The organism is Pirellulales bacterium, assembly GCA_035939775.1.
Lineage (GTDB): Bacteria > Planctomycetota > Planctomycetia > Pirellulales > DATAWG01 > DASZFO01.
In genome coordinates this window covers 1-7,137 of the sequence record DASZFO010000367.1, presented here as the reverse complement: position 1 = coordinate 7,137, position 7,137 = coordinate 1, and the positions used below count along the sequence as shown (strand labels likewise).

The 7,137-nt window shown below is 61.6% G+C and carries 9 protein-coding genes; 1 reads left to right on the top strand and 8 read right to left on the bottom strand.

Features of this window, described 5'->3' with window-relative positions:
* A partial coding sequence (locus VGY55_24300; GenBank protein ID HEV2973111.1) for an elongation factor P occupies positions 1-159 on the top strand: 159 nt, incomplete at its 5' end.
* A 138-nt stretch (positions 160-297) separates the two neighbouring features.
* Here VGY55_24300 and prfA read toward each other — a convergent pair.
* The 8 genes from prfA to fliN form a co-directional block, all read right to left on the bottom strand.
* A complete protein-coding gene (prfA, locus tag VGY55_24295) occupies positions 298-1,371 on the bottom strand; it encodes a peptide chain release factor 1 (protein ID HEV2973110.1) in 1,074 nt (357 codons plus the stop codon).
* Between the two features lie 192 nt (positions 1,372-1,563).
* Complete coding sequence (rpmE, locus tag VGY55_24290) at positions 1,564-1,854, bottom strand: 50S ribosomal protein L31 (protein HEV2973109.1); 291 nt, start codon at positions 1,852-1,854, stop codon at positions 1,564-1,566.
* Between the two features lie 138 nt (positions 1,855-1,992).
* Positions 1,993-3,066 (bottom strand): flagellar biosynthesis protein FlhB, encoded by a 1,074-nt coding sequence (gene flhB, locus VGY55_24285; protein ID HEV2973108.1) that lies wholly within the window; start codon positions 3,064-3,066, stop codon positions 1,993-1,995.
* 245 nt (positions 3,067-3,311) lie between these two features.
* Positions 3,312-4,094, bottom strand: coding sequence for a flagellar biosynthetic protein FliR (locus VGY55_24280; protein ID HEV2973107.1), 783 nt, complete (start codon positions 4,092-4,094; stop codon positions 3,312-3,314).
* A gap of 97 nt (positions 4,095-4,191) precedes the next feature.
* Positions 4,192-4,470, bottom strand: coding sequence for a flagellar biosynthesis protein FliQ (gene fliQ / locus VGY55_24275; GenBank protein ID HEV2973106.1), 279 nt, complete (start codon positions 4,468-4,470; stop codon positions 4,192-4,194).
* A gap of 142 nt (positions 4,471-4,612) precedes the next feature.
* The gene (fliP, locus tag VGY55_24270; protein HEV2973105.1) at positions 4,613-5,383 is read right to left on the bottom strand and encodes a flagellar type III secretion system pore protein FliP; all 771 of its coding nucleotides are present in this window, start codon (positions 5,381-5,383) and stop codon (positions 4,613-4,615) included.
* Between the two features lie 217 nt (positions 5,384-5,600).
* A complete protein-coding gene (locus VGY55_24265; GenBank protein ID HEV2973104.1) occupies positions 5,601-6,323 on the bottom strand; it encodes a flagellar biosynthetic protein FliO in 723 nt (240 codons plus the stop codon).
* Positions 6,324-6,437: 114 nt separating this feature from the next.
* Positions 6,438-7,137: flagellar motor switch protein FliN (gene fliN / locus VGY55_24260; GenBank protein ID HEV2973103.1), on the bottom strand; the 700-nt coding region annotated here is incomplete at its 5' end.

The window sequence follows — 7,137 nt, the reverse complement described above, 5'->3', positions numbered from 1 at the left end:
TGCGAGCCGGCCGTCCGCGGCAATACGGCCACGAACCTCACAAAGCCGGTGAAGCTCGAAACCGGGGCTGAGATCACCTGCCCCGCCTTCGTCGATATCGGCGACCTGATCAAGGTCGACACGCGGACGGGCGAATACATCGAGCGCTCAAGGGGCTGAGCCGACGAATGACGAATGTCTAATGACGAATGCCTAATGAATGACTAAGCATGAATGACTAATGAGTTTGCCGCGAGCAATTCGTCATTCGGATTTCGTCATTCCTTAGACATTCGTCATTAGACATTCGTCATTTCCTCATTCCACGGTCCCGAATTGCTCGCGCTGCTCGCGGCGGTCGTAGTCGCGCAGGGCGTCGATCACGGGCTGGAGATTGCCGGCCAGGATGTTGTCGAGCTTATAGAGCGTGAGATTGATGCGGTGATCGGTCAGACGATTCTCGGGAAAATTGTACGTCCGGATGCGCTGGCTGCGGTCGCCGGAGCCGACGAGCGTGCGGCGTTCGTCGGCCCGCTTTTGATGCTCCTGCTGCCGCTTGAGTTCATACAGTCGTGTCTTCAGCACGCGCAGGGCCTTGGCAAAGTTCTTGTGCTGGCTCTTCTCGTCCTGGCACTGCACGACCAGGTTCGTTTCGTAATGCGTCAAGCGGATTGCGGAGGCCGTCTTGTTGACGTGCTGCCCACCGGGCCCGCTCGCGCAGAAGATGTCCTTGCGATAGTCGTCGGGCTTGATGTCGATTTCAACGTCTTCCGGCTCGGGCAGCACGGCTACCGTGGCGGCGGAGGTGTGGATTCGTCCTTTGGCCTCCGTCTCGGGAACGCGCTGCACGCGATGGCCGCCGCTTTCGTATTGCAAATCGCGATAGACTGCTTCTCCTTCGAGACCCAGATAGATTTCCTTGAAGCCGCCGAGTTCCGTGGCGCTCATTTCGAGCACCTCGACTTTCCAGCGGCGCCCTTCGCAGTAGTGGCGATACATGCCGTAAAGATCGCGAGCGAATAGGGCCGCCTCGTCGCCGCCAGTCCCCGCCCGAATTTCCATGACGCAGCGGGTCCGATTTGCGTCTTCGCCGCCGACCGTGAGATCGAGCAATTCGTCCCAATACTTCTCGCGCTCGGCCCGCAGCTCGGGCAGCTCGGCCTCGGCCAACTCGCGCATCTCGGCATCGTGCCCCTCGATCATTTCGAGCGTTTCGGAGATTTGGTTATTGAGTTGCTTGAACCGGCGATATTTCGTGGCCAGCTTGGCGAGCGAACCGTGCTCGCGGGCAATCGCGCCGACCCGATTGGAATCGGACAGCATCTGCGGATCGACAAGCTGTCGCTCCAGCTCTTCGAAACGGGCCAGTTTCTGTTCGAGAACGTCGCGCATGGGAGGGGCGAGGGGTTAGGACTTCGGTGAGTTCAGTCGAACCGTACGAGGGGCGTGGGAAGGCCGGAGCAAGCGGCCGTCGGCCGCAATTAATGTAGCAGGCATACTCCGTGTGCCGTCGCGGTTACGGCACGCGGAGCGTGCCTACTACATTCGGCGCGGAGCGCCGCGCCCGAAGAGAAGCCCGCGCCGCTACGCTTCAGCGGCGCCGGCAGCGGCCCCTGCGGGTGCGCCTGCCGCGGCCTCGGCGGCTCCCTTTTTGCCGCGCTTGAGGCTAGCGTAGCCTGCCCCGGCGAACTTCGTCTTGAACTTCTCGATGCGGCCGGCCGTATCGATGAACTTCAGCTTCCCGGTATAAAACGGATGGCAGGCGTTGCAGATATCGACTTTCAACTCGGGCTGAGTGCTCCGAGTCTTGAACGTATTCCCGCAGCCGCATTTGACCACGGTTTCGATATACTTGGGATGAATGCCCTTTTTCATGAAACGAACTCCTTCCAACTCGATCGGCCTTCCGCCGCAGGCGACCTAAATGCGATTCTAACGCAAGCAAGCGAACCTCAAAGTCTATCCATTGTGCGTGGCACAAACAAGGCCTGATGCACGCCTTGCTCAATTCAGTTAATTCGGCCGCGGAATTGGCTTGCCCTTGAGCTGATAGACATAGGCCAGCACTTCGGCCACCGCCGCGTACATGCTGTCGGGGATCGGCCGGTTGAGTTCGACCTGCTTGTAGAGCGCTTGGGCCAGCGGCTTGCGCTCGACGATCGGAACGCCGTTTTCGAGCGCCAGTTTGCGGATCCGCTGGGCGATGAATCCGGCGCCCTTCGCTACGACCACCGGGGCAGCCATTGTCTCGGCATCGTACTGGATGGCGATGGACAGTTCGGTCGGATTGGTGACGACGACGTCGGCCTTGGGGACCGCTTTCGCCAGCCGATTGAGCACGAGTTGCCGCTGGACCGCCCGCCGGCGTGAAATGACCTGTGGATCGCCTTGCAGGTTTCGCATCTCTTCTCGGACTTCCTGCGAGGTCATTTTCAGGTCTTGCTCGTGCTTCCACCATTGAAACAAATAGTCGAGCAGCGCCACGACGAACAGCGCGCCGGCGATCTTCAAGCTGGTCCAGATGACGATATCCGTCAAGAACGATGCGATCTTCGGCAGCTCCATGCTCGCGACCGCGAGAATCTCGGTCCGGCGATTGTACAAACTCCAGAAGGCCACCGTGGCGACGATCAGAATCTTGACGACGCCGAATCCCAATCGCACCAGATTCGCGAGCGAAAACAGCCGGCCGAAGCCACTCATTGGGTTGATCCGATTGAAATCGGGGACCAACCGGTTCGGCAGAAACAAGAATCCAAACTGCACCAAATGCGCCGCCACTCCAATGGCAAACAGCGCGGCGAGGATCGGCAACGCCGCTTTCGTCAACTCGCCGAGTATCGCCCGCAATTGCTCGGCGGCGCTGTCGGCGTTGGCGGATAGCCAGGGATCGCCGCCGAGTTGACGGCGAGCCAGATTGCCGAAAAACTCGACCATCCCGCCCCCGAGCGCCAGCAACAGCAGCAAGCCCGCCAGTAGGATGATCGCGGCGGCCAGGTCCTGGCTCTGTACGATCTGCCCCTCCTCGCGCGCCTGTTGGCGGCGATGCGGGGTAGCGTCTTGAGACTTTTCGCCGGCGTCTTCCATGAAGAAGGGGCTGGGGACTCGGGGCTAGGGGCTGGGGACGGTCGATTTCGTCGGGTGCCACTGCTGGCTTGTCCAGCAGTGCAGCGAAGCTGTCTGGCTTGCGGCGGAGTGTTCCGGCCTCGACGGTTGATTGGATGGCTTAAGTGATCAATGCGGTGCTATGGCTCATCACTGCTCGACAAGCCAGCAGTGGCACCCAACCCGATGACGTTCAAATGATGGAACCGTAGATGCAATCGCCCGTCTCAACCAGTGCGCGTCAGGCCGTCGAGCAAGGTCTTGAGTGCGGGATCGAAGTATTCTTGAAACAGCCACGCGACCGCGCCGACGGAAACGAACAACGCCGCGAGCGTAATCAGCGAATTGATTCCGAAGCCGAGCACTAAAACGTTGAGCTGCGGCAGCGTGCGACCAATTAGTCCGAGCACGAGCGTGGCCAAGAGCAGCGCGACCATCGCCGGAGCGGCGGCACGGAGACCCAGCGCAAAGCTCTCCGCCATCAGGGTCGAAACGGTTTCGCCGAGCGATCCAACGGCGGCGCCATGCCCGATCGGAATCGCGGCGAATGTGCCCATCAGCGCGTCGATGAGCGCGCGATGTCCGCCGATCACGACGAACACCGCCAACCCGACCATATAGAGCATGCTGGCGAAGATAGGCACTTCGTTGTCGCTTCCCGGATTCAGCACGTCGGCCAGGGCCATGCCGCTCATCTGCGCGATCACCTGTCCAGCCAATTGCAAGCCGGCGGCCAAGGTGGCGATTCCCATGCCGAGAACCACGCCGATCAACAGTTCCCCAGCTAACAGAATGGCGTAGTCGGAGAGATTGCCCGGAGCGTCAAGCGGCGCGCGCAATTGCGTCGGCATCAAGATCAGCGCGATGCCGATCGCCAGGAACGCGCGGACCTGCATCGGCACGTAGGTGCCGGTGAAAGTCGGCGCGGTCATCACCAGCCCGCTGACCCGCGCGAGCACGAAGGTGAAGATCAGAAACGGCGTCAGGTAGAATCCTTCGAGCCAAGGCATGCCGACTCCAGCGCTCGTCACGCGTGCATGATGATCGGTCCAGTGTAGTCGTCACGCTCGGCGTGACGACCGCCTCACGCGGAGCGTGAGGAGTACACTACAAGTTCCCCGGAATGCTCGTAATCAAGTCGTGCGAATATTGGAGCATTTGGCCGATCAGCCACGGGAGCGTCAGCGCCAGCACCAAGACCGTGATAATCAGCTTGGGCACGAACGCAACCGCTTGCTCTTGAATCTGCGTGACTGCCTGCAACAAGCCGATCAGCAAGCCGACGACCATTCCGGCCACCAATGCGGGCGCCGCCAGCCACAGCGTGGTGACCATCGCCTGCCGCATCAGCTCGACAATGAAATCGACGGAATCCTTGGAATTCATGTTTTCTTGGAGCGCCTAACAAATCCGGCCGGGAAAAGGGGGGCCGGGAAAAGGGGACAGTCCCCGTTTTGCTCCGCCGACCATCGCGGCGATGGTGCCCGCGCAAAAAGGGGATAGTCCCCGCCAAATTTGTTGGGCGCTCCTATGTGAACGGCTGAAAGCTTTGCAGGAGCATTTCGACGACCAGATGCCAGCCGTCGAGCAAGACGAATAGGAGCAGCTTGAAGGGGAGCGAAATCAACACCGGCGGAAGCATCAGCATCCCCATCGAGATGGTGACGCTGGCGATCACGATATCGAGAATCATGAACGGCAAGTAAATCTGGAAGCCGATCAAGAACGCCGTCTTCAACTCGCTCAGCATGTAGGCCGGCAGCAGGGCTTGCAGCGGAACGTCGTTGTAGTCGGTCCACTCCGGCGTTCCCTCGGGCATGTAGCGAAAGAAGAGCCGGATGTCCGCTTCGTTCTTCGTGCGCTGAATCTGCTCGGCCATGAACCGGCGGATCGGCTGAATCCCGGCATTCCAGGCTTGCTCGAGCGAGATTTGCCGCTGGCTATAGGGCACGACCGCCCGGTCGTAGACCTGCTTCCAGACTGGCGTCATCACCAGCAGCGTGAGAAATAGCGAGATCGAAGTGAGCACCTGACTCGGCGGCAATTGCTGAGTTCCCAGCGCCTGGCGCAAGAGTCCGAAGACAACGAGAATCCGCACGAAGCAGGTCGTCATCAGCAAGATCGACGGGGCGAGGCTGATCACGGTCAGAAGCAGCATCACCTGCAATGCCGAGCTAAGCCCTTCGGGGCTTGTCCATTGTTCCGGCCCGCCAGCCAAGCCCGCCGGCAGCTCGAGCTTGGCAGGCAGATTTGATTTCTCCTGCGCCGTCGCGGGACGGACAACGCTCAGTCCGATCATCAGGATCGCCAGCCAACCGAGACAGCGGTGGGCCCCAGAGCGGCGTACTCCCCTCTCCCCTTTGCGGGAGAGGGGCTGGGAGTGAGGGGGGCGAAGCTCTGGTCCACCACCCTCACCCCGGCCCTCTCCCGTCAAGGGAGAGGGAGAGCCTTGCATGGCTGCGACGTGCCCTGCCGGTAATGGGCCCGTTGCTGAACGATTGCCGCACGCGGTGGAATTAGACATCGTCGTCCTCCATCACCTTGGGAACGACTGCCTTGCGCGGCATCGAGTCGCCGCCGGATTTGCTCGAACCGCCGCGGAATCCGCCGGCCGATCGATCGTCGCTGAATTGCCGGAAAACCTGGCGGAAGGCGTTGGTCGCCGAATTCGAGTGCGACTGCTGGCAAATGCCCGCCAGGCGGTCCACTTCCACGGGTTCGGTGATCTCGGAAAGCGTCTCCGCGCCGCCGGGAGACAGCGAAACGAGCAACAGCTTATTGCCGAACCGCACCACGTGCACTTGCTGCCGGCCGCCCAGCGGCGCGCGGCCGAGGACTTCGACGACTTCGCTCGAAACCAGCCGCGTTCCTTTCGGCATCCCGCGGCGCATGAACCAGATCAGCCCGAAGAACAGCCCCGACACAATTGCCAGGCTGCCGAGCATGCTAACCAGGGCCGGCGCCGAGCTGGGGGTCGCCGGCATCTCCCTCCGCGCGCCGGGGGCCGCGCTCTTGTCGGCCGCGGCGCTGTCGCGCGACAAGTTGATGGGCATCGATTCGCCGCGGTTTGCCATCGCGCTATGAGAAGCTCGCGGCGGATTGTCGATCGCGGAGCGCGGATCGCCGGGGATCTGATAGGTCGTCTGCTCGACCCGGTCCGACGCCGGCGCGGCCATGCAGGACGCGGCCATGAGTGCCACGCAAGCCGCTCCAATCGTCAGCCCAATCCATTGAGCCATCGCGTCCATCCCTGGCTTTGGTGCAACGTCGATCGCGGTTGGTGGTGGACCGGCGACTTTGGCAGCGTCGTCTACGTGGCCGACGCTGCTATTGTCGGCGGCAAGATTTCGGCGTCACGCCGACGTCGGGTTCTCTCCCGCCACCAACTCCGCGATCCGAACACAAAAATTGTCGTTCAGGATCAATACTTCCCCGCGGGCAATAAGCCGCCCGTTGACGTAAATATCCACGGGATCGCCGGCCAATTTGTCGAGCGGCACGACCGCTCCTTTGCTGAGCTTCAGCACGTCTTCCAGATACATCTGCGTGCGACCCAACTCGATTTTCAAATCCAATTCGACGTCGCGAATCAGCTCGAGCGTGGCGCTGTCGGTCGAAGCCGGCGCGCCGGAAAAATCGATCAGCCGAAACGGCGTGACGCCAGGAGGCGGATCGCTCTTTTCGGGCGCGTTGATCGAAGCCAGCGCCTGCTCGGCCTGAGTGATCAAAAAATCGATGTCACCCGCCGCGATGTTGCCGGGCGCTTCGGCGCGAACCGGTTCGCTTCCGGCCGGCTGAGGTGGGAACACACCGGGAGGAGATGCAAGCGGTAGGCCGCCGCCCGCGGCGCCTTTTCCCTCCACGGGGGCAGCTCGACCGGCGTTCTGCTTCAGCAGGGCTTCGATCTCGCCTTGCCCGAGCATTGGGCCGGGAGCTTCCGCCGCCTGGGGCTTCGCATCGGGCCGGGCAGGCGAAGCTTCCTTCGCCTGCTTGAGCAAGTCGGCAACTTCGTCCTGCCCGACGAGTTCGGGTCCATCGGCCATGGGAATCCAT

Excerpts from the sequence above, each read along its gene's own strand:
- prfA (HEV2973110.1), bottom strand. The coding sequence starts at position 1,371 with ATGCGCGACGTTCTCGAACAGAAACTGGCCCGTTTCGAAGAGCTGGAG.
- rpmE (HEV2973109.1), bottom strand. The coding sequence starts at position 1,854 with ATGAAAAAGGGCATTCATCCCAAGTATATCGAAACCGTGGTCAAATGC.
- flhB (HEV2973108.1), bottom strand. The coding sequence starts at position 3,066 with ATGGAAGACGCCGGCGAAAAGTCTCAAGACGCTACCCCGCATCGCCGC.
- VGY55_24280 (HEV2973107.1), bottom strand. The coding sequence starts at position 4,094 with ATGCCTTGGCTCGAAGGATTCTACCTGACGCCGTTTCTGATCTTCACC.
- fliQ (HEV2973106.1), bottom strand. The coding sequence starts at position 4,470 with ATGAATTCCAAGGATTCCGTCGATTTCATTGTCGAGCTGATGCGGCAG.
- fliP (HEV2973105.1), bottom strand. The coding sequence starts at position 5,383 with ATGATCGGACTGAGCGTTGTCCGTCCCGCGACGGCGCAGGAGAAATCA.
- VGY55_24265 (HEV2973104.1), bottom strand. The coding sequence starts at position 6,323 with ATGGCTCAATGGATTGGGCTGACGATTGGAGCGGCTTGCGTGGCACTC.